The following is a 24,581-nucleotide window of genomic DNA, read 5'->3' on the forward strand; positions in this document are numbered from 1 at the left end:
TCCATTAGGCTTATGGTATGAAATAACCATAGCATAACAAAGATGCGAAAAGTGTGACATGGAATAAATTAGTGGAATCGTTTACACAAGAGTTTTGCCATTTTTTATGTGCGATTAAGTGATTATAAAACAGAGGGTTTATGAATGATTGCGCTTTTTATCTGAAAAAAAGACGCGGTTTCATGCCTGCATGTGTCGAACCGTTGGCCGGAGAGGGCGCTTAGGCCGCCTCCGGCAAGGTCAGCACTACCGACTCAATATATTTTTGTCAGCACATAGCGATAGAGTCCACCGTCCGGCACGAACTCAAGACGATGGGTAATACAGGCAGGCGCATCTTCAGCGTGGTGCGAAACAAACAACAATTGCGTTTCACCTTCGCTAATCAGCACATCAACAAAACGGCGGATAAGCTGGCGATTCAGCGGATCAAGCCCCTGTAGTGGTTCATCGAGAATAAGCAACGTCGGATGTTTCACCAGTGCGCGGACAATCAGCGCCAGACGCTGCTGTCCCCAGGAAAGACTATGGAACGGAGCGTCAGCCGTGCGTTTATCAATGCCGAGAATATCCAGCCACTGCTGCACCAGTTTTTGCTGGCGATCCGAAACGGCCTGATAAATGCCAATCGAATCGAAATAGCCAGAAAGAATCACATTACGCACCGTGGTGCTGACCCGGTAATCCAGATGCAAACTACTGCTGACGTAACCGATATGCTTTTTGATGTCCCAGATGGTTTCGCCGCTGCCGCGACGTCGGCCGAAAAGCGTCAAATCGTTGCTGTAACCTTGCGGATGATCGCCAGTAATCAGGCTTAATAACGTCGATTTTCCCGCACCATTTGGCCCGACAATTTGCCAGTGCTCGCCAGGATTCACCTGCCAGCTAAGGTTATTAAGAATGGGGCGATCATTATAAGAAACCACGCCATTATTCAGCACAATGCGCGGTTCGTTGGTGGGTAAGGCGTGACGTGCTGAAGGTTCATCCGGCTCCGGCAGTTGCACACCTACAAGCTGTTCGCTATGCGCCAGTTGCGCGACGAGTGCTTGCTGGAGCAGTTCCTCTTTAGCGCCAGTTTCCGCTAAAGTACAATCCGCCAGCACGCCAGCAAACTGGACAAATTCCGGGATCTCATCGAAGCGATTGAGCACCAGTACCAGAGTAATACCGGACTGATGTAACGAGGCGAGTCGCTCAGCCAGCTGCTGACGTGAGGCAACATCAAGGCCATCGAACGGCTCATCAAGAATCAACAAGTCAGGCTCCGACATCAGAGCCTGACACAGCAGGGTTTTTCGCGTCTCGCCAGTGGAAAGGTATTTAAAGCGTCGGTCGAGGAGGGCGGTAATACCGAACTGCTGTGCCAGTTGCATGCAGCGCGGTGCATCCTTTACTTCATCCTGAATAATCTCAGCCGTAGAGCGTCCGGTGTCATCTTCGCCAGGGCCGAGCATATCGGTGTTATTCCGCTGCCATTCGTCGCTGACGAGCTTTTGCAATTGCTCGAAGGAGAGACGAGTGATGTGGGAAAACTGGCTTTGCCGTTCACCTTTCAAAAGCGGAAGTTCCCCCGCCAGCGCGCGGGCCAGGGCCGATTTCCCGCTTCCATTCGAACCGACAAACGCCCAACTATCCCCCGCGTTTAACGTTAGCTGAGGCAATTGCAGCGTTTTTGTGTCGCCAAGACGAAACGTGCCTTGCAAGATTTGCAATGATGACATTTTATATCCCATTTTGTGCAGCGATTACTGACAGGGATACGTGTTTCATAACAAATTGTCAACACGCTTAGCACAGCGTGGCGATAATCACGCTGTCGGCATTAAAGTAGGCCGTGACATTCTGTCCTTGCTGAAGAGAAGTCGCTTCATTTACCGGCACTGTGGCGCACAGTGTTTGCCCGTCCGGTAGCGCCATTAATACTTCGCACTGCTCTGCGCCGCGCTCAATATGACTAATAATACCCGGTAATTGGTTGTCAGCGTTTTGCGCGACCGCTTCGTCCTGAGTAATGCCTACCCACGGCGCTTTTAGCAATATCAACACTTCTTTGCCTTCATCCAGCCCCAGACGCGCGCCGCTTTGTGCGGTAATTGCGACTTTCAGGCGTGTTTTTCCATCAGCCAGTAAGACATCAACATGCTGTTGAACGTCATCATGATCGCGGGCGGTGATGGTACCGAACCACTGGTTACGGGCGCTGGTTTGCAGTGAAAAACGTGAGATCGCGGCCAGCAGGCTGTTCAGCGGCAGGGCGTCATCGTCACTTAACACATCAAAGGCTTTTTGCTGGATTTGCGCCAGTAAGTCATAGAGCTGAATCAGTCGCTGACCATAGCGGGTCAGTACTGCGCCGCCGCCACCTTTACCGCCTGTTGCACGCTCGACCAGAATATGCTCACTTAACTGATTCATCTCGTTAATGGCATCCCAGGCGCTTTTATAGCTGATACCGGCATCTTTCGCTCCCTGGCTAATGGAACCGGAAAGCGCAATGTGTTTTAGTAGCGAAATGCGGCGCGGGTCGGCGAATAATTTTTGTTGGAGCTTAAGGGTGAGAAGGATTTCGGCCTGCATAACAATGTCCTGGCAAAAGTCTTATTGTGACGGAAAACGAACGCCACGCAAAGCTGACCGCACAAAAGGGGAGTGCTTTTCTGTGCTTAGCGGTTAGAATAGTCTCATGACTATATCTGGAGTTGACCATGTTAGAGTTATTAAAAAGTCTGGTATTCGCCGTAATCATGGTACCTGTCGTGATGGCCATCATCCTGGGTCTGATTTACGGTCTTGGTGAAGTATTCAACATCTTTTCTGGTGTTGGTAAAAAAGACCAGCCCGGACAAAATCATTGATTCCCTGAATGCCCGCTTAGTCGGGCATTTTCTTTTTCTCAACTTCCTGCTTTTCCTGCCGATATTTTTTCTTATCTACCTCACAAAGGTTAGCAATAACTGCTGGGAAAATTCCGAGTTAGTCGTTATATTGTCGCCTACATAACGTTACATTAAGGGGTTACCAATGGCTCGTAAATGGTTGAACTTGTTTGCCGGGGCGGCACTCTCTTTCGCTGTTGCTGGCAATGCACTGGCAGATGAAGGGAAAATCACGGTGTTCGCCGCCGCATCACTGACTAACGCAATGCAGGACATTGCTACGCAGTATAAAAAAGAGAAAGGCGTGGATGTGGTTTCTTCTTTCGCTTCGTCATCTACTCTCGCCCGTCAGATTGAAGCGGGTGCGCCTGCGGATCTGTTTATTTCTGCCGATCAGAAATGGATGGATTATGCGGTTGATAAAAAAGCGATCGATACAGCTACGCGTCAGACACTGCTCGGCAATAGCCTGGTCGTTGTAGCACCGAAAGCCAGCGAGCAGAAAGATTTCATCATCGACAGCAAAACTAACTGGACTTCGCTGCTGAATGGCGGTCGCCTCGCGGTTGGCGATCCGGAACATGTCCCTGCTGGCATTTATGCAAAAGAAGCACTGCAAAAACTGGGCGCATGGGATACGCTCTCCCCGAAACTGGCTCCGGCGGAAGATGTTCGTGGCGCGCTGGCGTTGGTCGAACGCAATGAAGCGCCGTTGGGCATTGTTTACGGTTCTGACGCAGTTGCCAGCAAAGGGGTAAAAGTGGTTGCCACCTTCCCGGAAGATTCACATAAAAAAGTGGAATATCCGGTTGCTGTTGTGGAAGGGCATAACAATGCGACAGTGAAAGCATTTTATGATTATCTGAAGGGACCGCAGGCAGCGGAAATCTTTAAACGTTACGGATTTACAACCAAGTAATGATACTGACCGATCCAGAATGGCAGGCAGTTTTATTAAGCCTGAAAGTTTCTTCCCTGGCTGTGCTGTTTAGCCTGCCGTTTGGGATCTTTTTTGCCTGGTTACTGGTGCGTTGCACGTTTCCGGGCAAATCTCTGCTCGACAGCGTACTGCATCTACCGCTGGTGTTACCGCCCGTGGTCGTCGGTTACTTATTATTAGTTTCGATGGGGCGGCGCGGATTTATCGGTGAACGTCTGTATGACTGGTTTGGTATAACCTTCGCCTTTAGCTGGCGCGGCGCGGTTCTCGCTGCCGCCGTCATGTCGTTTCCGCTGATGGTGCGGGCAATTCGTCTGGCGCTGGAAGGGGTTGATGTCAAACTGGAACAGGCCGCAAGAACACTGGGGGCCGGGCGCTGGCGCGTTTTCTTTACTATCACGTTACCGCTGACCTTACCGGGAATTATTGTTGGTACGGTACTGGCTTTTGCTCGTTCTCTCGGTGAATTTGGCGCAACCATCACCTTTGTGTCGAACATTCCTGGTGAAACGCGAACCATTCCTTCTGCCATGTATACCCTGATTCAGACCCCCGGTGGGGAAAGTGGCGCAGCGAGACTGTGCATTATTTCTATTGCGCTGGCGATGATCTCCCTGTTGATTTCAGAATGGCTGGCCAGAATCAGCCGTGAACGGGCGGGGCGCTAATCATGCTGGAACTGAATTTTTCCCAGACGTTGGGCAACCATTGCCTGACTATTAATGAAACGCTGCCCGCCAATGGCATCACTGCTATCTTTGGCGTCTCCGGTGCCGGAAAAACTTCGCTGATTAACGCCATCAGTGGACTGACGCGCCCGCAAAAAGGGAGGATTGTCCTCAATGGTCGGGTACTAAATGATGCCGAAAAAGGTATCTGCCTGACGCCAGAAAAGCGTCGCGTTGGCTATGTTTTTCAGGATGCGCGGCTGTTTCCGCATTACAAAGTGCGTGGCAATCTGCGCTACGGCATGGCGAAAAGCATGGTCGATCAGTTCGATAAGCTGGTGGCGCTTTTAGGCATTGAACCGTTGCTTGACCGTTTACCAGGCAGCCTGTCCGGAGGCGAAAAACAGCGCGTAGCGATTGGGCGGGCTTTGCTGACGGCACCAGAATTGCTGTTGCTGGATGAACCGCTGGCGTCACTGGATATTCCGCGTAAACGCGAACTGTTGCCTTATCTGCAACGTCTGACGCGGGAAATCAACATCCCGATGTTGTATGTCAGCCATTCGCTGGATGAGATCCTCCATCTGGCAGACAGAGTGATGGTACTGGAAAACGGTCAGGTGAAAGCCTTTGGCGCGCTGGAAGAAGTCTGGGGTAGTAGCGTGATGAATCCGTGGCTGCCGAAAGAGCAACAAAGTAGCATTCTGAAAGTGACGGTACTTGAGCATCATCCGCATTACGCGATGACTGCGCTGGCGCTGGGCGATCAGCATTTGTGGGTCAATAAGCTGGACGAACCGCTGCAAGCTGCGCTACGTATCCGCATTCAGGCTTCCGATGTTTCTCTGGTTTTACAACCGCCGCAGCAAACCAGCATTCGTAACGTATTGCGGGCAAAAGTTGTTAATAGTTATGACGACAACGGCCAGGTAGAAGTGGAGCTGGAAGTCGGCGGTAAAACGCTGTGGGCGCGTATCAGCCCGTGGGCCAGGGATGAACTGGCGATCAAACCTGGCCTGTGGCTGTACGCGCAAATTAAAAGTGTGTCGATAACCGCCTGATTAAATCAGGTGGCTATAAATGAACTGGGCAATGCTGTCGGTGGTGTTATCACCAATCACAATGTTGGCGCGCGCTTTTACCGCGTCATCGGCGTTGCCCATCGCCACGCCTGTACCAGCGGCCTCCAGCATACTGATATCATTAAAGTTATCGCCGAACGCCACGACGTTCTCCATCGACCAGCCTTGCGCCTCAACCCATTTCGTCAAACGTTTACCTTTGCTGTTGCCGCCGCGTGCAATATCAACCTGATCGTGCCAGGACCATTCACACTCCAGTCCCAGTTCATGTTCGACATGCTTACCAAAATGCTGCAATTGCGGCAGGTCATCGTGCGTCAGGGCGAACTTCCATACGGCGTTAACTTGTTGCGCCGTTTCAGCCAGAGAAGCGACTTGTGTGAAAGTCGGACGCTGTTCCGGCGGCAGGGTTTGCGCCCAGTTAGACGTGCGAATGACATGCCCGGTCGGGTGCTCATAGACCATTGCATCATCCACATACATCAGACCGTGAATGTGGTGTTCATTCAGCATCTCAATGAGTTGCAGGGCTTTATTAACGGGCATTGGGTCCGCTTCCAGCACGGTTTTTGCATGATAATCATACAAATAGGTGCCATTACAGCAAATAGCAGGTGTATCCAGCGCCAGCGCCTGATAAAAAGGATGAATAGCGACGTGATGGCGACCTGTGACGATGATTAATTGATAGCCTGCTTCGCGAGCGCGGGCCAGGGCTTCTATCGATGAAGGAAGCAGGGTCTTTTTCGGGGTCAATAAGGTGCCGTCTAAGTCGAGAGCAATCACGCGTGTGGTCATGGCGTATTCCAGATTAAGGTTAAGAATTTTCGTCTGCGCGAATGGTACACCGATACCACTATCGGACAAAATTCTGCGTTTTAATTCAGCATTCACCGCCAAAAGCGACTAATTTTAGCTGTTACAGTCAGTTGCTAAATGCAAAGGAGCATTCATGAAGCAAACAGTTTATATTGCCAGCCCTGAGAGCCAGCAAATTCACGTCTGGAACCTGAATCATGAAGGCGCACTGACGCTGACACAGGTTGTCGATGTGCCGGGGCAGGTGCAGCCGATGGTGGTCAGCCCGGACAAACGTTATCTCTATGTTGGTGTTCGCCCTGAGTTTCGCGTCCTGGCGTATCGTATCGCCCCGGACGATGGCGCACTGACCTTTGCCGCAGAGTCTGCGCTGCCGGGTAGTCCGACGCATATTTCCACCGATCACCAGGGGCAGTTTGTCTTTGTAGGTTCTTACAATGCGGGTAACGTGAGCGTAACGCGTCTGGAAGATGGCCTGCCAGTGGGCGTCGTCGATGTGGTCGAGGGGTTGGACGGTTGCCATTCCGCCAATATCTCACCGGACAACCGTACGCTGTGGGTTCCGGCATTAAAGCAGGATCGCATTTGCCTGTTTACGGTCAGCGATGATGGTCATCTGGTGGCGCAGGACCCTGCGGAAGTGACTACCGTTGAAGGGGCCGGCCCGCGTCATATGGTATTCCATCCAAACGAACAATATGCGTATTGCGTCAATGAGTTAAACAGCTCAGTGGATGTCTGGGAACTGAAAGATCCGCACGGCAATATCGAATGTGTCCAGACGCTGGATATGATGCCGGAAAACTTCTCCGACACCCGTTGGGCGGCTGATATTCATATTACCCCGGATGGTCGTCACTTATATGCCTGTGACCGTACCGCCAGCCTGATTACTGTCTTCAGCGTTTCGGAAGATGGCAGCGTGTTGAGTAAAGAGGGCTTCCAGCCAACTGAAACCCAGCCGCGCGGCTTTAATATCGATCACCGTGGTAAGTATCTGATTGCCGCCGGGCAAAAATCTCACCATATCTCGGTATACGAAATTGTTGGTGAGCAGGGGCTACTGCATGAAAAAGGCCGCTATGCGGTCGGGCAGGGACCGATGTGGGTGGTGGTTAACGCACACTAACCGCTGATTTACCCGGCGCAGTCTCTCCTGCGCCGGTGTATTAACCTATCTCCTGTAACGCATGTCTCTGGCGTTCGACGATATTGGTCCACAAATTGTCTTTATCGTCAGTCCACAAATTAATCAGCAAGGCAAAAAAGCGTTCAGCTGCCGGAGAAAGCACGGCATCTTTGCGGCGAATAATCCCCAATGTCCGACGTATAACGGGTTCCACCAGTGGGATACCAATAATCGAAGAATAGGGCGCATGGGGCATTGCCAGACCAGGAAGCGCTGAAATCCCCAGTCCTGCCTCCACCAGTCCTAATGACGTCGAAAGATGACGCACTTCGTAAAACCAGTCCAGCTTCCAGGGCTTGTCGGCTAGCTGTTGTTCTATCAACAGTCGGTTGCCGCTGGAGGAGCGTACGCCAATCATTTTGTAACCCACTAACTCCTGCCATTCTACAAGCTGCTTTTTGGCCAATGGATGGTCACGCCGACAGGCCAGCACGAACGGCTCGTTGACCAGTGGGCTAAAATCAATGGATGAATTTGTGACGTTGTTCATGTTTATGCCAAAGTCTGATTCGTTACATAGCACCGATTCCATGCAATTATTCGTGCCTTGTTCCAGAATCCGCACTTTAATATTGGGATACAGCTCATTAAATTTACCGATTGCCAGCGGTAAAAAATAAAATACTGCGGTCGGAATACACGCTAACGTCACCATACCACGATGATAAGCATTCATATCACGAATATTAAAAAGCGTTTCATCGAATTTCTTTATTAATTCCCGCGCCTCCGGGAGCAACCTTTTTCCTGCTTTTGTTAACGTAACCTTGCGAGTTGTACGCTCAAATAGTTGAATATGTAAATCTTCCTCCATCTTTTTTATTCTTCGCGTTAATGCAGGTTGCGTAATGTTGAGTAATTTAGCGGCATTGTTAAATGAACTGGACTCTGCCAGTATGACAAATGCCTTCATACTTGATAATTCATGCTTCATTATTACTCCGGAAAATGGAAGCGTTGATTTTGGGTGGCTGGCCGTTAAAAATTTTAACTGCATTTAGCCAACTTAAATTAATGAAAAAATGTTATTAATCGTTGAGCTAAAGTCATTAGAGATGCTTTGCCCTTAATGTAACCATATCGCAATAAGTTATATTTTTAAATTGAGGGCATTATTATGAAAAAAATACCCTGCGTGATGATGCGAGGTGGAACCTCGAGGGGCGCGTTCCTGTTAGCGGAACATTTACCCGAAGATCAAACGCAGCGCGATAAAATATTGATGGCAATTATGGGTTCCGGTAACGATCTGGAAATTGACGGTATTGGCGGCGGTAATCCGCTGACCAGTAAAGTCGCCATTATTAGCCGTTCCAGCGATCCGCGTGCTGATGTCGATTATCTGTTTGCTCAAGTTATCGTCCATGAGCAACGTGTCGATACCACGCCTAACTGCGGCAATATGCTGTCTGGCGTTGGGGCATTCGCCATTGAAAATGGTTTGATTGCAGCGACTTCGCCAGTTACCCGCGTACGTATCCGCAACGTCAATACGGGTACGTTTATCGAAGCTGATGTGCAAACACCAAATGGTGTTGTCGAGTACGAGGGTAGCGCCAGAATTGACGGCGTACCGGGTACTGCCGCACCGGTTGCGCTCACTTTCCTGAATGCCGCTGGAACGAAAACCGGAAAAGTTTTCCCGACTGATAATCAGATTGATTATTTTGACGATGTCCCGGTGACCTGTATCGATATGGCGATGCCAGTCGTCATTATTCCGGCTGAATATCTGGGAAAAACAGGCTATGAATTACCGGCGGAACTGGATGCCGACAAAGCATTATTAGCCCGCATTGAATCTATCCGTCTACAAGCGGGTAAAGCAATGGGCTTAGGTGATGTCAGTAATATGGTTATCCCTAAACCTGTGCTTATTTCTCCAGCGCAGAAAGGCGGGGCAATTAATGTGCGTTATTTTATGCCGCATTCTTGCCATCGCGCGTTGGCGATAACCGGTGCTATTGCTATTTCCAGTAGTTGTGCATTGGAAGGCACCGTCACCCGACAAATCATCCCTTCTGTAGGATATGGCAATATCAATATTGAACCCCCCAGTGGTGCGCTCGACGTTCATTTAAGTAATGAAGGTCAGGATGCCACGACGTTACGCTCATCTGTTATTCGGACGACCAGAAAAATATTTTCCGGTGAAGTTTATCTTCCCTGAAAAGATTCGTTGTCAGGATAAGGACAATCAATAAAGGACTTCTGTATGAGTCATACAGAAAGAACAGGATTTTAAATGAATAAGAAATCGTTATGGAAGCTAATTCTGATATTAGCGATCCCATGTATTATTGGCTTTATGCCAGCTCCGGCAGGATTAAGCGAACTGGCGTGGGTGCTTTTTGGTATTTACCTGGCGGCCATTGTGGGGCTGGTTATCAAGCCTTTCCCGGAACCTGTCGTACTGTTAATTGCCGTTGCTGCCTCCATGGTGGTGGTCGGTAACTTATCCGACGGTGCGTTTAAAACCACCGCCGTATTAAGCGGTTACTCTTCAGGTACTACCTGGCTGGTGTTCTCGGCGTTTACCTTAAGCGCCGCATTTGTGACCACCGGTTTAGGTAAACGTATTGCCTATCTGCTGATTGGTAAAATCGGTAACACCACGCTGGGTCTGGGTTACGTTACGGTATTCCTCGATCTGGTACTGGCTCCGGCAACACCGTCTAACACCGCGCGTGCGGGCGGCATTGTGTTACCGATCATCAACAGCGTGGCGGTAGCTTTGGGGTCCGAACCGGAAAAAAGTCCGCGTCGTGTCGGACATTACCTGATGATGTCCATTTACATGGTCACCAAAACCACCAGCTATATGTTCTTTACCGCAATGGCGGGGAACATTCTGGCGCTGAAAATGATCAACGACATTCTGCACCTGCAAATTAGCTGGGGTGGATGGGCGCTGGCCGCCGGATTGCCGGGCATCATTATGCTGCTGGTCACCCCGCTGGTGATTTACACCATGTATCCACCAGAAATTAAGAAGGTGGATAACAAAACCATCGCTAAAGCGGGCCTTGCCGAACTGGGACCGATGAAAATCCGCGAAAAAATGCTGCTCGGTGTCTTTGTGCTGGCGCTGCTGGGCTGGATTTTCAGTAAGTCTCTGGGGGTTGATGAATCCACCGTGGCAATCGTTGTTATGGCGACCATGCTGCTGCTGGGTATCGTTACCTGGGAAGACGTGGTTAAAAATAAAGGCGGCTGGAATACCTTAATCTGGTACGGCGGTATTATCGGCTTAAGCTCCTTATTATCGAAAGTTAAATTTTTCGAATGGTTAGCTGAAGTCTTTAAAAATAACCTGGCATTTGATGGTCACGGTAACGTTGCTTTCTTCGTTATTATTTTCCTCAGCATCATCGTGCGTTATTTCTTCGCTTCCGGTAGTGCCTATATCGTTGCTATGTTACCTGTATTTGCCATGCTGGCGAACGTCTCCGGCGCACCGTTAATGTTAACCGCGCTGGCACTGTTGTTCTCCAACTCCTATGGCGGCATGGTTACTCACTATGGCGGCGCGGCAGGTCCGGTCATCTTTGGCGTGGGTTACAACGATATTAAATCCTGGTGGTTGGTCGGTGCGGTACTGACGATATTAACCTTCCTGGTGCATATCACCCTCGGCGTATGGTGGTGGAATATGCTGATCGGCTGGAACATGCTGTAAATATACTCGTCATACTTCAAGTTGCATGTGCTGCGTCTGCGTTCGCTCACCCCAGTCACTTACTTATGTAAGCTCCTGGGGATTCACTCGCTTGTCGCCTTCCTGCAACTCGAATTATTTAGAGTATATCCATTTATTATCTTTCTGCGCACTTCACGGTGCGCAGATATCTGGAGCATTTAATGATCAAGTTATCTGAAAAAGGCGTGTTTCTCGCCAGTAATAACGAAATAATTGCCGAAGAACATTTCACCGGCGAAATTAAAAAAGAAGAAGCCAAAAAAGGCACTATTGCCTGGTCTATTCTCTCTTCTCATAATACGTCCGGAAATATGGATAAACTTAAAATTAAGTTTGATTCATTAGCCTCTCACGATATTACCTTTGTTGGTATTGTACAGACCGCTAAAGCGTCCGGTATGGAACGTTTCCCGCTGCCGTATGTGCTGACCAACTGCCATAACTCACTTTGCGCCGTCGGCGGCACCATTAACGGTGATGACCATGTTTTTGGTTTATCGGCGGCTCAGCGTTATGGCGGTATTTTTGTGCCTCCGCATATTGCGGTCATCCATCAATATATGCGTGAGATGATGGCAGGTGGCGGCAAAATGATCCTCGGGTCAGACAGTCACACCCGTTACGGTGCATTAGGGACAATGGCAGTCGGTGAGGGCGGCGGCGAGTTGGTAAAACAATTGCTTAATGACACCTGGGATATCGACTATCCGGGAGTTGTTGCGGTGCATCTGACCGGAAAACCAGCGCCGTATGTGGGGCCGCAGGATGTGGCGCTGGCTATCATCGGTGCCGTGTTCAAAAACGGCTACGTCAAAAACAAAGTGATGGAATTCGTAGGTCCCGGTGTTGCTGCGCTCTCTACCGATTTCCGTAACAGCGTTGACGTTATGACCACTGAAACGACCTGTTTAAGTTCTGTCTGGCAAACCGATGAAGAAGTCCATAACTGGCTGGCGCTGCACGGTCGCGGCCAGGATTACTGCCAGCTTAACCCTCAACCGATGGCGTACTACGATGGCTGCATCAGCGTTGATTTAAGCGCCATCAAACCAATGATTGCGCTGCCGTTCCACCCGAGCAACGTGTATGAAATCGACACACTGAACCAGAACCTGACCGACATTCTGCGTGAGATTGAAATTGAGTCCGAACGCGTGGCGCACGGTAAAGCCAAACTCTCGCTGCTGGACAAAGTGGAAAATGGTCGCCTGAAAGTGCAGCAGGGGATTATCGCGGGCTGTTCTGGCGGTAACTACGAAAACGTCATCGCGGCGGCGAATGCACTGCGCGGTCAATCCTGTGGCAATGACACCTTCTCGCTGGCGGTTTACCCGTCATCACAGCCGGTGTTTATGGATTTAGCCAAAAAAGGTGTGGTAGCAGATTTGATTGGCGCAGGCGCAATTATCAGAACCGCGTTCTGCGGCCCATGCTTTGGCGCGGGCGATACGCCAATCAACAACGGTTTGAGTATTCGCCACACCACGCGTAACTTCCCGAACCGCGAAGGCTCTAAGCCAGCTAATGGGCAGATGTCAGCGGTGGCGTTGATGGACGCTCGTTCTATCGCTGCGACTGCGGCAAACGGTGGCTATTTAACCTCTGCCAGCGAACTCGATTGCTGGGACAACGTGCCGGAGTACGCCTTCGATGTAACGCCGTATAAAAATCGCGTCTATCAAGGCTTTGTGAAAGGGGCGACCCAGCAACCGCTGATTTACGGACCGAACATTAAAGACTGGCCGGAATTGGGTGCGCTGACTGACAATATCGTCCTCAAAGTGTGCTCGAAGATCCTCGACGAAGTGACCACCACCGACGAATTGATTCCTTCCGGTGAAACCTCTTCTTATCGTTCAAATCCGATTGGTCTGGCGGAGTTTACCCTGTCACGCCGCGATCCAGGTTATGTTGGCAGAAGTAAAGCGACTGCTGAGCTGGAAAATCAGCGTCTGGCGGGGAATGTCAGCGAGCTGACAGAGGTGTTTGCGCGCATTAAGCAGATTGCTGGTCAGGAGCATATTGATCCGCTGCAAACTGAAATTGGCAGCATGGTCTATGCGGTGAAACCAGGCGATGGTTCTGCGCGTGAACAGGCGGCGAGCTGCCAGCGTGTGATTGGCGGTCTGGCGAATATTGCCGAGGAGTACGCGACTAAACGCTACCGTTCTAACGTCATCAACTGGGGGATGTTACCTTTGCAGATGGCGGAAGTGCCAACCTTTGAAGTGGGGGATTACATTTACATCCCTGGCATTAAAGCGGCGCTGGATAATCCGGGTACGACGTTTAAAGGTTATGTGATCCATGAAGATGCGCCGGTAACGGAAATTACGCTCTATATGGAAAGTCTGACTGCTGAAGAGCGCGAGATTATCAAGGCGGGTAGTTTGATTAACTTCAATAAAAACCGTCAGATGTAAAAAGCACCATGTGAATGTAGGTCGCATTCGGCACTTATTGTCGGATGCGATGCTGGCGCATCTTATCCGACCTACAAATCGCATCGAACCGTAGGCCGGATAAGGCGTTTACGCCGCATCCAGCAAATAGTTAATAGCTCTTACTTCTTCGCCTCTGCAACCACTTTGCTACCCACGCCGCGGTTATTGTATTCCCACATGCGGTTGTAGTTAGTGTCATTCAGATTGCGCTGTATTTCGTCGCTATCGTCAACGCTGCCGGTATTACCCGCAAACGGACGATTAGAGATCACCGCATCGCCCCACGGTTTAACCGTGTTAAAACCTTCGTTGATGGCGCTATCACGGATCACCACCTGACCGTTGGTATTGGCATCAACATCCAGCGAGCGGCCCAGTTGCGCCACGCCATCACCGGAAGCATTGAAACGGCTGTTTACGGCGAGGAAACCGTAATAGATGTTGGACAGCGTAGCCGGTGCAAACACATACGCTTCTTGCTGAGTACGTGAGTTCACCACGCGGAATTCGGTGTTATCGAACACCACTGCACCGCGACCAGAAACGATATCCACATCCCCTTCAATATAGCTGTTGGTCACCAGCGTACGCGGCTGACGATTCGTTTCCAGACGGTTCTGCACACCGCTGTTGGTGACAAAGAAGGTGTTCTGACGACCGAGAATGTTAACGTTGTTAATCTGTACCTGGTCACCGTCAGTACGCAGTGCCACCGCCGGATGGTTACCCGCATCTACGCTATCACCCAGCGTGTTTTCGATGGTCAGGTTTTGCAGTTGCAGGCCATTATTTTGTGACCAGAAGACCGCAGAACACAGAACACCGATACTGTCGCTGCGTTTGCTCTGGCAGCTATCGTACATATACCACGCTGGTTTACCTGGCATATATTTGCCGCGCGGGTTGACGTCGTGACGCCAGTCGGCAGGGCTCATGCCCCCATCAAGGGAAAGCCCAATCTTCACATCAATCGGTTTTTCACCTGTACCGTACAGAGTAATTCCACCTGGAGCAGCAGGGACATACACCGTTCCCTGATACTCACCAGGCATCACGGCAATATACTGGCGCTTGTTAGTGCGCTTGATAATTGCCGCATCTACCGCCGCCTGAATCGTGGTATGCGTTACACCTTGAGTACCCGCCGGGCCGACAACAAAGTCAGGTTGCGCAGGCAGGGTTATCGGGGACGGATTCCACGCTGCAGCACCTGGTGTCAGGGATGCAAAATAGTGTTGAGCATCGAAATTCTGCGCTTCTTTTGCCGACAGAATCGGGCGAGAAGAGGTACCAGGCGCAGTTTGATCAGAAGGACGTTGATCGGGTGGTGTTGAGCTACAGGCGGTCAGCGTCACGCCAAAAGCCAATGCCAGCGCCAGACGGGAAACTGAAAATGTGTTCACAGGTTGCTCCGGGCTATGAAATAGAAAAATGAATCCGTTGAAGCCTGCTTTTTTATACTAACTTGAGCGAAACGGGAAGGTAAAAAGACAAAAAGTTGTTTTTAATACCTTTAAGTGATACCAGATAGCATTGCGCCATCTGGCAGAGTGATTAACTAAACATCGCGGTAATCGATGCGCTTGCCAGAGAGTGGAAATGAACGTTAAACCCGACCATCGCGCCGCTGGCTCCTTTATCGACATCAATACGCTCTACATCCAGCGCGTGAACGGTAAAAATGTAGCGATGGGTTTCGCCTTTCGGCGGCGCTGCGCCATCGTATCCGGTTTTACCAAAATCGGTACGCGTCTGCAAAACGCCGTCTGGCATTGCTACCAGACCAGAGCCAAACCCTTGCGGTAATACGCGGGTATCAGCGGGTAAATTAACAACTACCCAGTGCCACCAGCCGGAGCCGGTTGGCGCATCCGGGTCGTAGCAGGTGACAACAAAACTTTTCGTTCCCGCAGGAACATCATCCCACGCCAGATGCGGTGAAATATTATCGCCATCGTAACCCATGCCGTTAAAGACATGACGATGCGGCAACTTATCGCCATCGCGCAGATCGTTACTGATGAGTTTCATGAACCCTCCTTTCTAGTTTGCAGAAAGTGTAGCCAGAAACCCTCACGCTGACTTCCCGTTATTGGCAAAAAAATGTTTCATCCTGTACCGCGCGGTTAACCGCTGCGGTCAGACGCTGCAACTGTTGCGGGAGAATAATATAGGGCGGCATCAGGTAAATCAGTTTGCCAAAAGGCCGGATCCAGACACCCTGTTCGACAAAGAATTTTTGCAGCGCCGCCATATTCACCGGACGAGTGGTTTCGACCACACCGATTGCCCCCAGTACGCGCACATCGGCAACCATTTCGGCATCACGGGTTGGTGCCAGTTGCTCGCGCAGCTGTACTTCAATAGCCGCCACCTGCTGCTGCCAGTCGCCAGATTCGAGAATCGCCAGGCTGGCGTTTGCTGCCGCGCAGGCCAGCGGATTACCCATAAAAGTTGGCCCATGCATAAAGCAGCCGGCTTCGCCGTTACTGATGGTTTCCGCAACCTCGCGCGTGGTGAGCGTGGCGGAAAGGGTCATTGTGCCGCCGGTTAAGGCTTTACCGAGGCACAAAATGTCCGGCGCGATTTCTGCATATTCACAGGCAAACAGTTTGCCGGTACGACCAAATCCGGTGGCGATCTCGTCGGCAATCAGCAAGATACCTTCGCGATCGCACATTTTGCGGATTCGTTTTAACCATTCCGGATGGTACATGCGCATCCCGCCTGCGCCCTGGACAATCGGTTCAATGATCACCGCCGCGATTTCATGACGATGCGCCGCCATCAGGCGGGCAAAGCCCACCATATCGCGCTCATCCCATTCACCATCCATGCGGCTTTGCGGGGCGGGAGCAAACAAGTTTTCTGGCAGATAGCCTTTCCACAGGCTGTGCATTGAGTTGTCCGGATCGCACACCGACATCGCGCCAAAGGTATCGCCATGATAACCATTGCGGAAGGTCAGAAAACGCTGGCGCGCTTCGCCTTTGGCCTGCCAGTACTGCAACGCCATTTTCATCGCCACTTCCACCGCTACGGAGCCGGAGTCCGCGAGAAAAACGCATTCCAGCGGTTGCGGCGTCATCGCCACCAGTTTGCGGCACAGCTCAATGGCTGGCGCATGGGTGATACCGCCAAACATCACATGCGACATGGCATCAATTTGCGACTTCATCGCCGCATTAAGCTGCGGGTGATTGTAACCGTGGATCGCCGCCCACCAGGACGACATACCGTCAACCAGGCGTCTGCCGTCAGACAAAATTAGCTCGCAACCTTCGGCGCTCGCCACCGGATAAACCGGTAGCGGGGAGGTCATGGATGTGTATGGGTGCCAGATATGGCGTTGGTCAAAGGCAAGATCGTCCGTTGTCATAATCGACTTGTAAACCAAATTGAAAAGATTTAGGTTTACGAGTCTACACCGAATTAACAACAAAAAACACGTTTTGGAGAAGCCCCATGGCTCACCGCCCACGCTGGACATTGTCGCAAGTCACAGAATTATTTGAAAAATCGTTGCTGGATCTGCTGTTTGAAGCGCAGCAGGTGCATCGTCAGCATTTCGATCCTCGTCAGGTACAGGTCAGCACTTTGCTGTCGATTAAAACCGGAGCTTGTCCGGAAGATTGCAAATACTGCCCGCAAAGCTCGCGCTACAAAACCGGGCTGGAAGCCGAGCGGTTGATGGAAGTTGAACAGGTGCTGGAGTCGGCGCGCAAAGCGAAAGCGGCAGGATCGACGCGCTTCTGTATGGGCGCGGCGTGGAAGAATCCCCACGAACGCGATATGCCGTACCTGGAACAAATGGTGCAGGGGGTAAAAGCGATGGGGCTGGAGGCGTGTATGACGCTGGGCACGTTGAGTGAATCTCAGGCGCAGCGCCTCGCGAACGCCGGGCTGGATTACTACAACCACAACCTGGACACCTCGCCGGAGTTTTACGGCAATATCATCACCACCCGCACTTATCAGGAACGCCTCGATACGCTGGAAAAAGTGCGCGATGCCGGGATCAAAGTCTGTTCTGGCGGCATTGTGGGCTTAGGCGAAACGGTAAAAGATCGCGCCGGATTATTGCTGCAACTGGCAAACCTGCCGACGCCGCCGGAAAGCGTGCCAATCAATATGCTGGTGAAGGTGAAAGGCACCCCCCTTGCCGATAACGATGATGTCGATGCCTTTGATTTTATTCGCACCATTGCCGTAGCGCGGATCATGATGCCGACCTCTTACGTGCGCCTTTCTGCCGGACGCGAGCAGATGAATGAACAGACTCAGGCAATGTGCTTTATGGCTGGCGCAAACTCGATTTTCTACGGTTGCAAACTACTAACCACGCCGAATCCGGAAGAAGATAAAGACCTGCAACTGTTTCGCAAACTGGGGCTAAATCCGCAGCAAACTGCCGTGCTGGCAGGGGATAACGAACAACAGCAGCGTCTGGAGCAGGCACTGATGACCCCGGACACTGACGAATATTACAACGCGGCAGCACTATGAGCTGGCAGGAGAAAATCAACGCGGCGCTCGATGCGCGGCGTGCTGCCGATGCCCTGCGTCGCCGTTATCCAGTGGCGCAAGGAGCCGGACGCTGGCTGGTGGCGGATGATCGCCAGTATCTGAACTTTTCCAGTAACGATTATTTAGGTTTAAGCCATCATCCGCAAATTATCCGTGCCTGGAAGCAGGGGGCGGAGCAATTTGGCGTCGGTAGCGGCGGTTCCGGTCACGTCAGCGGTTATAGCGTGGCGCATCAGGCGCTGGAAGAAGAACTGGCCGAGTGGCTGGGCTATTCGCGGGCACTGCTGTTTATCTCTGGTTTTGCCGCTAATCAGGCGGTCATTGCCGCGATGATGGCAAAAGAGGACCGCATTGTCGCTGACCGGCTAAGCCATGCCTCATTGCTGGAGGCTGCCAGTTTAAGCCCGTCGCAGCTTCGCCGTTTTGTTCATAACGATGTCACTCATCTGGCGCGACTGCTTGCTTCCCCCTGTCCGGGGCAGCAACTGGTGGTGACAGAAGGCGTGTTCAGCATGGACGGCGATAGTGCGCCACTGGGGGAAATCCAGCAGGTAACGCAACAGCACAATGGCTGGTTGATGGTCGATGATGCCCACGGCACGGGCGTTATCGGGGAGCAGGGGCGCGGCAGCTGCTGGCTGCAAAAGGTAAAACCAGAATTGCTGGTAGTGACTTTTGGCAAAGGATTTGGCGTCAGCGGGGCAGCGGTGCTTTGCTCCAGTACGGTGGCGGATTATCTGCTGCAATTCGCCCGCCATCTTATCTACAGCACCAGTATGCCGCCCGCTCAGGCGCAGGCATTACGTGCGTCACTGGCGGTCATTCGCAGTGATGAGGGTGATGCACGGCGCGAAAAACTGGCGGCACTCATTACGCGTTTTCGTGCCGGAGTACAGGATTTGCCGTTTACGCTTGCTGATTCATGCAGCGCCATCCAGCCATTGATCGTCGGTGATAACAGCCGTGCGTTACAACTGGCAGAAAAACTGCGCCAGCAAGGCTGCTGGGTCACGGCGATTCGCCCGCCAACCGTACCCGCTGGTACTGCGCGACTGCGCTTAACACTAACCTCCGCGCATGAAATGCAGGATATCGACCGTCTGCTGGAGGTGCTGCATGGCAACGGTTAATAAACAAGCCATTGCAGCGGCATTTGGTCGGGCAGCCGCGCACTATGAGCAACACGCAGAGTTACAGCGCCAGAGTGCTGACGTCTTACTGGCAATGCTCCCACTGCGTAAATACACCCACGTACTGGACGCGGGGTGTGGGCCAGGCTGGATGAGCCGCCACTGGCGAGAGCGTCACGCGCAGGTGACGGCGTTAGATCTCTCGCCGCCAATGCTTGCGCAAGCCCGCCATAAAGATGCCGCAGATCATTATCTGGCGGGAGATATCGAATCCCTGCCGTTAGCGACTGCGACGTTCGATCTTGCATGGAGCAATCTCGCGGTGCAGTGGTGCGGTAATTTATCCACGGCACTCCGCGAGCTGTATCGGGTGGTGCACCCCGGAGGCGTGGTCGCGTTTACCACGCTGGTGCAGGGATCGTTACCCGAACTGCATCAGGCGTGGCAGGCGGTGGACGAGCGCCCGCATGCTAATCGCTTTTTATCGCCAGATGAAATCGAACAGTCACTGAACGGCGTGCATTATCGACATCATATTCAGCCCATCACGCTGTGGTTTGATGATGCGCTCAGTGCCATGCGTTCGCTGAAAGGCATCGGTGCCACGCATCTTCATGAAGGGCGCGACCAGCGAATATTAACGCGTTCACAGTTGCAGCGATTGCAACTGGCCTGGCCGCAACAACAGGGGCGATATCCTCTGACGTATTATCTTTTTTTGGGAGTGATTGTTCGTGAGTAAACGTTATTTTGTCACCGGAACGGATACCGAAGTGGGGAAAACTGTCGCCAGTTGTGCACTTTTACAAGCCGCAAAGGCAGCAGGCTATCGGACGGCAGGTTATAAACCGGTCGCCTCTGGCAGCGAAAAGACCCCGGAGGGTTTACGTAATAGTGACGCGCTGGCGTTACAGCGCAACAGCAGCCTTCAGCTGGATTATGCAACGGTAAATCCTTACACCTTCGCAGAACCCACCTCACCGCACATCATCAGCGCGCAAGAGGGCAGGCCGATAGAATCATCGGTAATGAGCTCCGGATTACGCGCGCTTGAACAACAGGCTGACTGGGTGTTAGTGGAAGGCGCTGGCGGCTGGTTTACGCCCCTTTCTGACACTTTCACTTTTGCGGATTGGGTAACACAGGAACAACTGCCGGTAATACTGGTGGTTGGCGTGAAACTTGGCTGCATTAATCACGCGATGTTGACGGCACAGGCGATACAACACGCCGGGCTGACTCTGGCGGGTTGGGTGGCGAACGATGTCACGCCTCCGGGAAAACGTCACGCTGAATATATGACCACGCTCACCCGCATGATTCCCGCGCCGCTGCTGGGAGAGATCCCCTGGCTTGCAGAAAATCCAGAAAATGCGGCAACCGGAAAGTACATAAACCTTGCCTTGTTGTAGCCATCCTGTATTTGGTTAAATTGCGAGCGAGATCGCGTCTTCGATTGACTGCAATTTAACCAATTAAATTCTAAAATAATCACGAAAAAAATTTTACTTCCGCATCATGCGGCGAATGTGGGAATTGCCCAAGCGGCGGGGGATAGGGGCTGCAGACAGTTATCCACTATTCCTGTGGATAACCATGTGTATTAGAGTTAGAAAACACGAGGCAAGCGAGAGAATACGCGGCTTGCACGCGAATTGGCGTTAAAGACGGCTCAAAGAAATATCTTTTATTTTTTAACTGGTTAGATAATTGCAATGGCAGTCACTGAACAGGCATCTCTTGCCATAAAACTGACATCACTCATCTTGACAAATGTTAAAAAAGCCGTTGCTTTGGGGATAACCCGGTAAGGTCCGAGTTTTATCTCGCCACAGAGTAAATTTTGCTCATGATTGACAGCGGAGTTTACGCTGTATCAGAAATATTATGGTGATGAACTGTTTTTTTATCCAGTATAATTTGTTGGCATAATTAAGTACGACGAGTAAAATTACATACCTGCCCGCCCAACTCCTTCAGGTAGCGACTCATGAGTAAACCGTTCAAACTGAATTCCGCTTTTAAACCTTCTGGCGATCAGCCAGAGGCGATTCGACGTCTCGAAGAGGGGCTGGAAGATGGCCTGGCGCACCAGACGTTACTTGGTGTGACTGGTTCCGGGAAAACCTTCACCATTGCCAATGTCATTGCTGACCTTCAGCGCCCTACCATGGTACTTGCGCCCAACAAAACGCTGGCGGCCCAGCTGTATGGCGAAATGAAAGAGTTCTTCCCGGAAAACGCGGTGGAATATTTCGTCTCCTACTACGACTACTATCAGCCAGAAGCCTATGTACCGAGTTCCGACACCTTCATTGAGAAAGATGCCTCGGTAAACGAACATATCGAACAGATGCGTTTGTCCGCCACCAAAGCGATGCTGGAGCGGCGTGATGTGGTTGTGGTCGCGTCTGTTTCCGCGATTTATGGTCTGGGCGATCCTGATTTATATCTCAAGATGATGCTCCATCTCACGGTCGGTATGATTATCGATCAGCGCGCGATTCTGCGCCGACTGGCGGAGCTACAATACGCTCGTAATGATCAAGCATTCCAGCGTGGTACTTTCCGTGTTCGTGGCGAGGTGATTGATATCTTCCCGGCAGAATCGGATGACATTGCACTTCGCGTGGAACTGTTTGACGAGGAAGTGGAACGATTGTCGTTATTTGACCCGCTAACCGGGCAGATTGTTTCCACCATTCCACGTTTTACCATCTACCCGAAAACGCACTACGTCACACCGCGCGAGCGCATCGTACAGGCGATGGAGGAGATCAAAGAAGAGCTGGCCGCCAGACGCAAAGTGCTATTGGAAAACAACAAACTGCTGGAAGAGCAGCGGCTGACCCAGCGTACCCAGTTTGATCTGGAGATGATGAACGAGCTGGGCTACTGTTCGGGGATTGAAAACTACTCGCGCTTCCTCTCCGGTCGTGGACCGGGTGAGCCACCGCCGACGCTGTTTGATTACCTGCCTGCCGATGGGCTGCTGGTGGTCGATGAATCTCACGTCACCATTCCACAAATTGGCGGCATGTATCGCGGTGACCGGGCGCGTAAAGAGACACTGGTGGAGTACGGCTTCCGCCTGCCATCAGCGCTGGATAACCGTCCGCTGAAATTTGAAGAGTTCGAAGCATTAGCGCCGCAAACCATCTATGTTTCGGCGACGCCAGGTAATTATGAGCTGGAAAAATCCGGCGGCGATGTGGTGGATCAGGTGGTGCGTCCAACCGGATTGCTTGATCCGATTATCGAAGTGCGGCCAGTGGCGACACAGGTTGATGATCTTCTTTCGGAGATTCGTCAGCGAGCGGCAATTAACGAACGCGTACTGGTCACCACACTGACCAAGCGAATGGCGGAAGATCTTACCGAATATCTCGAAGAACACGGTGAGCGCGTGCGTTATCTTCACTCAGATATCGACACCGTCGAGCGTATGGAGATTATCCGCGACTTGCGTCTGGGTGAGTTCGACGTGCTGGTGGGGATCAACTTACTGCGCGAAGGTCTGGATATGCCGGAAGTTTCGCTGGTGGCGATCCTCGACGCTGACAAAGAAGGCTTCCTGCGTTCTGAACGTTCGTTGATCCAGACCATTGGTCGTGCGGCACGTAACGTTAACGGTAAAGCGATTCTCTACGGCGATAAGATCACCCCATCAATGGCGAAAGCGATTGGCGAAACCGAACGTCGCCGCGAGAAACAGCAGAAGTACAACGAGGAACACGGCATTACGCCGCAAGGCTTGAACAAGAAAGTGGTCGATATCCTGGCGTTGGGGCAGAACATTGCTAAAACCAAAGCGAAGGGCAGAGGAAAATCGCGCCCGATTGTTGAGCCGGATAATGTGCCGATGGATATGTCGCCTAAAGCGTTGCAGCAGAAGATCCATGAACTGGAAGGGTTGATGATGCAACACGCGCAAAATCTGGAGTTCGAAGAAGCGGCACAAATTCGTGACCAGTTGCATCAGTTGCGTGAATTGTTTATCGCGGCTTCGTGACAGGATAACGAAGAAGACAGATGACAAAAGCAAAATTGCCTGATGTGCTACGCTTATCAGGCCTACATGATTCTGCAATACATTGAATTAGCGCGGTTTGTAGGCCGGATAAGGCGTTCACGCCGCATCCGGCATAAACAACGCGCACTTTGTCTTCAATAGGAAGCCGGAATTTTCCTTCGGATTTCCGTTAACCTAAAGCCTGTAACGCCTTTTCCAGTGCGTTATGCAACAACTGGCGGTCATGACGATACGGAATATCGCTGGCCTCCAGCACCTCCTGAATCACAATCCGCTCTTTCACCGCCGAGACATCCACTTTTGGCCCGACGATGACCGCATCAATGACCTTTTTACCAACATACTGCTCCATAATTGCCAGCTTGCTTTCCAGCTTCAGATTAGCCGCAGGTAAACTCAACTCACGCCCCAGATTGCCGATATAGACCATCGGCGCTGGCGTGCGGCGTAATGCCTGTGCGATTTCCTTCAGCAGCAGAATTGGCATCAGGCTGGTATAAAAACTGCCAGGCCCAATAATGATGAGATCCGCTTCATTGATAGCGTGAACCGCCTCACGCGTTGCGGGTACATTAGGCGTTAACAATAACTCTTGAATCGGCGTAGTTAACTGGTCGATATTGACCTCGCCGTAAACTTCATGCCCCTGATCGTCAATCGCCATCAGATCAACGGGATGCTCCGACATCGGAATCAAATGTGCGTCCACTTTCAGCAGATTGCGAATCAGATTAATCGCTTCAAGAGGCCGCACGCTAAGGTGATCCAGTGCCTTCAACATCAGGTTTCCAAGGTTGTGCCCGGAAAGTTCGCCATTACCGCCGAAACGATATTCAAACATTGCAGAAGCGACGCTGGGTTCAGTTATCAGCTGGTTGAGGCAGTTGCGCATATCGCCCCAGGCAATGCCCCCTTCTGAGCGGCGAATACGCCCCGTCGAGCCACCATTATCCGTGGTGGTGACGATACCCGTTAAACGAGAACCCAAAGACGAAAGTGATGAGAGAACGCGTCCCAGTCCATGCCCTCCGCCGAGAGCAACGACACGATCAAGATCAGCCAGCGTACGATTGCGCATATAGTTTCCTGGAGTCAGATTATCCGCGCTACAGTAGCGCAAATTGCGGGGAAACAGCAATTAACCTGCCAATATTGAGGATACAAACT

The 24,581-nt window shown here is 51.6% G+C and carries 21 protein-coding genes; 13 read left to right on the plus strand and 8 right to left on the minus strand.

What is annotated here, in order from left to right; translation table 11 throughout:
- Nucleotides 1-254 precede the first annotated feature (254 nt).
- Nucleotides 255-1,727 (minus strand): molybdate ABC transporter ATP-binding protein ModF, encoded by a 1,473-nt coding sequence (gene modF / locus OQV04_RS11805; protein WP_032280542.1) that lies wholly within the window; start codon nucleotides 1,725-1,727, stop codon nucleotides 255-257.
- Nucleotides 1,728-1,794: 67 nt separating this feature from the next.
- Entirely contained in the window at nucleotides 1,795-2,583 is a 789-nt protein-coding gene (modE, locus tag OQV04_RS11810) for a molybdenum-dependent transcriptional regulator (protein WP_001147439.1), read from the minus strand.
- A 128-nt stretch (nucleotides 2,584-2,711) separates the two neighbouring features.
- Between modE and acrZ the strand changes: the two genes are divergently transcribed.
- From acrZ to modC, 4 genes are all read left to right on the plus strand, one after another.
- Nucleotides 2,712-2,861 carry a multidrug efflux pump accessory protein AcrZ gene (acrZ, locus tag OQV04_RS11815; protein WP_000891515.1) on the plus strand — a complete coding sequence of 50 codons (150 nt, stop codon included), beginning with the start codon at nucleotides 2,712-2,714 and terminating at the stop codon, nucleotides 2,859-2,861.
- A 166-nt stretch (nucleotides 2,862-3,027) separates the two neighbouring features.
- Nucleotides 3,028-3,801 carry a molybdate ABC transporter substrate-binding protein gene (modA, locus tag OQV04_RS11820; protein WP_000101990.1) on the plus strand — a complete coding sequence of 258 codons (774 nt, stop codon included), beginning with the start codon at nucleotides 3,028-3,030 and terminating at the stop codon, nucleotides 3,799-3,801.
- Nucleotides 3,801-4,490, plus strand: a complete 690-nt coding sequence (modB, locus tag OQV04_RS11825; protein ID WP_032280545.1) for a molybdate ABC transporter permease subunit — start codon at nucleotides 3,801-3,803, stop codon at nucleotides 4,488-4,490. Before modA ends, modB begins: the two co-directional genes overlap by 1 nt.
- A gap of 2 nt (nucleotides 4,491-4,492) precedes the next feature.
- Nucleotides 4,493-5,551 (plus strand): molybdenum ABC transporter ATP-binding protein ModC, encoded by a 1,059-nt coding sequence (gene modC, locus OQV04_RS11830; protein WP_000891683.1) that lies wholly within the window; start codon nucleotides 4,493-4,495, stop codon nucleotides 5,549-5,551.
- Here modC and ybhA read toward each other — a convergent pair whose 3' ends face one another.
- A complete protein-coding gene (ybhA, locus tag OQV04_RS11835) occupies nucleotides 5,552-6,370 on the minus strand; it encodes a bifunctional pyridoxal phosphate/fructose-1,6-bisphosphate phosphatase (protein WP_000213425.1) in 819 nt (272 codons plus the stop codon). It lies immediately after the preceding gene.
- Nucleotides 6,371-6,524: 154 nt separating this feature from the next.
- Here ybhA and pgl point away from each other — a divergent pair, with 154 nt between their 5' ends.
- A complete protein-coding gene (gene pgl / locus OQV04_RS11840; protein ID WP_000815433.1) occupies nucleotides 6,525-7,520 on the plus strand; it encodes a 6-phosphogluconolactonase in 996 nt (331 codons plus the stop codon).
- Nucleotides 7,521-7,560: 40 nt separating this feature from the next.
- Here pgl and OQV04_RS11845 read toward each other — a convergent pair whose 3' ends face one another.
- Nucleotides 7,561-8,514, minus strand: a complete 954-nt coding sequence (locus OQV04_RS11845) for a LysR family transcriptional regulator (protein WP_001312682.1) — start codon at nucleotides 8,512-8,514, stop codon at nucleotides 7,561-7,563.
- A 183-nt stretch (nucleotides 8,515-8,697) separates the two neighbouring features.
- On the opposite strand from OQV04_RS11845, the gene OQV04_RS11850 reads away from it, so the two are divergent.
- From OQV04_RS11850 to OQV04_RS11860, 3 genes are all read left to right on the plus strand, one after another.
- Complete coding sequence (locus OQV04_RS11850) at nucleotides 8,698-9,750, plus strand: 4-oxalomesaconate tautomerase (RefSeq protein ID WP_032280548.1); 1,053 nt, start codon at nucleotides 8,698-8,700, stop codon at nucleotides 9,748-9,750.
- 75 nt (nucleotides 9,751-9,825) lie between these two features.
- On the plus strand, nucleotides 9,826-11,259 hold the full coding sequence (locus tag OQV04_RS11855) for an anion permease (protein WP_001036475.1): 1,434 nt from the start codon (nucleotides 9,826-9,828) through the stop codon (nucleotides 11,257-11,259).
- 182 nt (nucleotides 11,260-11,441) lie between these two features.
- Nucleotides 11,442-13,703, plus strand: coding sequence for a hydratase (locus OQV04_RS11860; protein WP_000593906.1), 2,262 nt, complete (start codon nucleotides 11,442-11,444; stop codon nucleotides 13,701-13,703).
- 140 nt (nucleotides 13,704-13,843) lie between these two features.
- On the opposite strand, the gene OQV04_RS11865 is transcribed toward OQV04_RS11860, so the two are convergent.
- The 3 genes from OQV04_RS11865 to bioA form a co-directional block, all read right to left on the minus strand.
- Nucleotides 13,844-15,127: a putative acyl-CoA thioester hydrolase gene (locus OQV04_RS11865; protein ID WP_001091578.1), complete on the minus strand. Its 1,284-nt coding sequence runs from the start codon at nucleotides 15,125-15,127 to the stop codon at nucleotides 13,844-13,846.
- A 151-nt stretch (nucleotides 15,128-15,278) separates the two neighbouring features.
- Nucleotides 15,279-15,755 carry a kinase inhibitor gene (locus tag OQV04_RS11870; protein WP_032280553.1) on the minus strand — a complete coding sequence of 159 codons (477 nt, stop codon included), beginning with the start codon at nucleotides 15,753-15,755 and terminating at the stop codon, nucleotides 15,279-15,281.
- Between the two features lie 58 nt (nucleotides 15,756-15,813).
- Nucleotides 15,814-17,103 carry an adenosylmethionine--8-amino-7-oxononanoate transaminase gene (gene bioA / locus OQV04_RS11875; RefSeq protein WP_247806651.1) on the minus strand — a complete coding sequence of 430 codons (1,290 nt, stop codon included), beginning with the start codon at nucleotides 17,101-17,103 and terminating at the stop codon, nucleotides 15,814-15,816.
- An 86-nt stretch (nucleotides 17,104-17,189) separates the two neighbouring features.
- On the opposite strand from bioA, the gene bioB reads away from it, so the two are divergent.
- From bioB to uvrB, 5 genes are all read left to right on the plus strand, one after another.
- Nucleotides 17,190-18,230 (plus strand): biotin synthase BioB, encoded by a 1,041-nt coding sequence (gene bioB, locus OQV04_RS11880; protein WP_032280554.1) that lies wholly within the window; start codon nucleotides 17,190-17,192, stop codon nucleotides 18,228-18,230.
- Nucleotides 18,227-19,381 carry an 8-amino-7-oxononanoate synthase gene (bioF, locus tag OQV04_RS11885; protein ID WP_032288174.1) on the plus strand — a complete coding sequence of 385 codons (1,155 nt, stop codon included), beginning with the start codon at nucleotides 18,227-18,229 and terminating at the stop codon, nucleotides 19,379-19,381. The genes bioB and bioF overlap by 4 nt, the downstream gene beginning before the upstream one ends.
- Nucleotides 19,368-20,123: a malonyl-ACP O-methyltransferase BioC gene (gene bioC, locus OQV04_RS11890; protein WP_032280556.1), complete on the plus strand. Its 756-nt coding sequence runs from the start codon at nucleotides 19,368-19,370 to the stop codon at nucleotides 20,121-20,123. Before bioF ends, bioC begins: the two co-directional genes overlap by 14 nt.
- Nucleotides 20,116-20,793: a dethiobiotin synthase gene (gene bioD, locus OQV04_RS11895; protein WP_032280557.1), complete on the plus strand. Its 678-nt coding sequence runs from the start codon at nucleotides 20,116-20,118 to the stop codon at nucleotides 20,791-20,793. The genes bioC and bioD overlap by 8 nt, the downstream gene beginning before the upstream one ends.
- 578 nt (nucleotides 20,794-21,371) lie before the next feature.
- Entirely contained in the window at nucleotides 21,372-23,393 is a 2,022-nt protein-coding gene (uvrB, locus tag OQV04_RS11900; RefSeq protein ID WP_000042533.1) for an excinuclease ABC subunit UvrB, read from the plus strand.
- Nucleotides 23,394-23,583: 190 nt separating this feature from the next.
- On the opposite strand, the gene yvcK is transcribed toward uvrB, so the two are convergent.
- Nucleotides 23,584-24,492, minus strand: coding sequence for a uridine diphosphate-N-acetylglucosamine-binding protein YvcK (gene yvcK, locus OQV04_RS11905; RefSeq protein ID WP_025210319.1), 909 nt, complete (start codon nucleotides 24,490-24,492; stop codon nucleotides 23,584-23,586).
- Nucleotides 24,493-24,581: the final 89 nt, after the last annotated feature.

Source organism: Escherichia sp. Lx600-2 (genome assembly GCF_036662595.1).
GTDB classification, from domain to species: Bacteria; Pseudomonadota; Gammaproteobacteria; order Enterobacterales; family Enterobacteriaceae; genus Escherichia; species Escherichia coli.

Bases quoted from the DNA above. Each gene is read 5' to 3' on its own strand.
- modB (WP_032280545.1), top strand. From the start codon at position 3,801: ATGATACTGACCGATCCAGAATGGCAGGCAGTTTTATTAAGCCTGAAA.
- bioA (WP_247806651.1), bottom strand. From the start codon at position 17,103: ATGACAACGGACGATCTTGCCTTTGACCAACGCCATATCTGGCACCCA.
- OQV04_RS11845 (WP_001312682.1), bottom strand. From the start codon at position 8,514: ATGAAGCATGAATTATCAAGTATGAAGGCATTTGTCATACTGGCAGAG.
- OQV04_RS11870 (WP_032280553.1), bottom strand. From the start codon at position 15,755: ATGAAACTCATCAGTAACGATCTGCGCGATGGCGATAAGTTGCCGCAT.
- OQV04_RS11850 (WP_032280548.1), top strand. From the start codon at position 8,698: ATGAAAAAAATACCCTGCGTGATGATGCGAGGTGGAACCTCGAGGGGC.
- bioB (WP_032280554.1), top strand. From the start codon at position 17,190: ATGGCTCACCGCCCACGCTGGACATTGTCGCAAGTCACAGAATTATTT.
- modF (WP_032280542.1), bottom strand. From the start codon at position 1,727: ATGTCATCATTGCAAATCTTGCAAGGCACGTTTCGTCTTGGCGACACA.
- OQV04_RS11855 (WP_001036475.1), top strand. From the start codon at position 9,826: ATGAATAAGAAATCGTTATGGAAGCTAATTCTGATATTAGCGATCCCA.
- OQV04_RS11860 (WP_000593906.1), top strand. From the start codon at position 11,442: ATGATCAAGTTATCTGAAAAAGGCGTGTTTCTCGCCAGTAATAACGAA.
- yvcK (WP_025210319.1), bottom strand. From the start codon at position 24,492: ATGCGCAATCGTACGCTGGCTGATCTTGATCGTGTCGTTGCTCTCGGC.
- modC (WP_000891683.1), top strand. From the start codon at position 4,493: ATGCTGGAACTGAATTTTTCCCAGACGTTGGGCAACCATTGCCTGACT.
- bioC (WP_032280556.1), top strand. From the start codon at position 19,368: ATGGCAACGGTTAATAAACAAGCCATTGCAGCGGCATTTGGTCGGGCA.
- uvrB (WP_000042533.1), top strand. From the start codon at position 21,372: ATGAGTAAACCGTTCAAACTGAATTCCGCTTTTAAACCTTCTGGCGAT.
- ybhA (WP_000213425.1), bottom strand. From the start codon at position 6,370: ATGACCACACGCGTGATTGCTCTCGACTTAGACGGCACCTTATTGACC.
- pgl (WP_000815433.1), top strand. From the start codon at position 6,525: ATGAAGCAAACAGTTTATATTGCCAGCCCTGAGAGCCAGCAAATTCAC.
- bioF (WP_032288174.1), top strand. From the start codon at position 18,227: ATGAGCTGGCAGGAGAAAATCAACGCGGCGCTCGATGCGCGGCGTGCT.
- modA (WP_000101990.1), top strand. From the start codon at position 3,028: ATGGCTCGTAAATGGTTGAACTTGTTTGCCGGGGCGGCACTCTCTTTC.
- modE (WP_001147439.1), bottom strand. From the start codon at position 2,583: ATGCAGGCCGAAATCCTTCTCACCCTTAAGCTCCAACAAAAATTATTC.
- acrZ (WP_000891515.1), top strand. From the start codon at position 2,712: ATGTTAGAGTTATTAAAAAGTCTGGTATTCGCCGTAATCATGGTACCT.